2 protein-coding genes are annotated in these 1,757 nt (G+C 56.8%); both read left to right on the top strand.

Annotation, left to right across the window (positions count from 1 at the left end; genetic code table 11):
* The first annotated feature begins 135 nt into the window (after nt 1–135).
* The gene (locus tag ACH2EH_RS09830; protein WP_309693003.1) at nt 136–672 is read left to right on the top strand and encodes an ORF6N domain-containing protein; all 537 of its coding nucleotides are present in this window, start codon (nt 136–138) and stop codon (nt 670–672) included.
* Nucleotides 669–1,757, top strand: a 1,089-nt coding sequence (locus ACH2EH_RS09825) for a carbohydrate ABC transporter permease (protein WP_395141210.1), incomplete at its 3' end; no start/stop codon positions are given. The genes ACH2EH_RS09830 and ACH2EH_RS09825, both read left to right, overlap by 4 nt.

The raw sequence follows: 1,757 nt of genomic DNA, 5'->3' as shown, positions 1-1,757 counted from the left end.
TCTTGCTTGAGGCGCGGATAGAAAATCTAGTCGCTCCGGAGCCGCTCTGGAAGGCGATCCTGAACGGAGACTTTTCGGCACTAGGTACCGAGGGATGGCGACTCAACCTGCCACCCGTCAAGGAGACACATTAAAATGAGCGAAGATCTTCTGACTTCCCTGCCAGAAAATATTGAGGATAGGATTTTCTTAATCCGTGGGCAGCGCGTCGTCTTGAGTCCTCATCTAGCAGAACTTTATGAAGTTGAAGTACGTGCCCTTGTTCAGGCCGTGAAACGCAATTTGGAACGTTTCCCCGATGATTTTATGTTCCAGCTCACTGATGCAGAGTACAACAACTTGAAATCACAAATTGTGACTTCAAGCTGGGGAGGTGCTCGACGTGCCAATCCCTATGCATTCACCGAGCAAGGAGTAGCGATGCTCTCCAGTGTGCTCAGAAGTCCTCGCGCCATTGCCGTCAATATTAAGATCATGCGTGCTTTTGTCCAGATGCGAAGGCTTCTGGCAGGCAATGGAGAACTCACAGCACGGATGGAAGAGCTGGAAAAATCAACGGAAGAGAACTTCCAGATCGTCTTTGAAGCGCTCCGGCAGCTCATTGAAGAGCCTCTACAACCAGATCGACGTATTGGCTTTCGGCAATCAGGATCGGAAGAGGTTTCGTCATGAATGCATTTCTCTGGCTTCTCGCCATTGTCGCAATCATCGTCGCGCTGATCTATGGGGTGAGCGTCATTGTCGCCGCCGTGCGGGTGCGCAATCTCGCCGCCGCGACGGTCACGGCGGCGATGCTGGTGGCACTTCTGGGCGTGACCCTGCTGGTGCGCTTTGCGCCCGTGAGCCTTGCCCTGGGAGTCGTGGTCGCGCTGGGCTGTGCGCGCTGGCTGAAGGCACTGACACGCAATGCCAGCCATGCGAGCGAGCTGACGCGGCTCTCTGCCACACATCTGGCGCTGCTGCTCGGCTCGTTCATGTTCATGGTGCCGTTTGCGTGGCTCCTCTCCACCTCGCTCAAGGCCGACGATGAGCAGGCCGTCTTCCCGCCCGTGTGGATTCCGACACAACAAAAAACCATAGATGCACTCAAGCAGCCCGATGGCAAGCCCGCCAAGCTCGCAAAGCTTGCGGATGGCAAGCTGGTCGCGGAAGTGGAAGCGCTCCCCGACGGGCGGATTAAAGTCCAACCGATGCTCAGTGAAACGGCCCCCGATTCCAGCGGCACTTCTGCGACCCTCACGCGCGCGGAGCTGACCAAAGTGCGTCATGTTTCGCCCAAGTGGGAGAACTACTCCGAGGCGCTGGCGTATCTGCCGCCAGACACCAGGTACGGCCTGACCTTTCTGGGTAACACGCTTTTTCTCACCCTGATGAGTGTCTTAGGGACGTTGCTTGCCTCCTCGATGGTCGCGTACTCGTTTGCGCGGCTCTCATGGCCCGGGCGCAACTTACTCTTTGGGATATTACTCGCGACCATGATGGTGCCAGGCGCGGTTACCCTCATGCCGCAGTTTCTGATCTTCCGTAGCCTGGGCTGGATTGACACCCTCAAGCCACTCTGGGTACCCGCGTTCTTTGGCTCGGCGTTCAATATTTTCATGCTACGCCAGTTCTTTCTCTCCATCCCCGGTGAGCTAGAAGACGCGGCAAAAATAGACGGCTGTGGCCCCTTTGGGGTCTACTGGCGGGTGATGCTTCCTCAAGTGAAGCCCGCGCTCGCGGCGATTGCGATCATGGCCGTGATGGGTGCCTGGAAC

The sequence above is a fragment of the Armatimonas sp. genome, from assembly GCF_043760365.1.
Lineage (GTDB): Bacteria > Armatimonadota > Armatimonadia > Armatimonadales > Armatimonadaceae > Armatimonas.
This window is presented reverse-complemented; position numbering and strand designations above follow the sequence as displayed.

Excerpts from the sequence above, each read along its gene's own strand:
- ACH2EH_RS09830 (WP_309693003.1), top strand. The coding sequence starts at position 136 with ATGAGCGAAGATCTTCTGACTTCCCTGCCAGAAAATATTGAGGATAGG.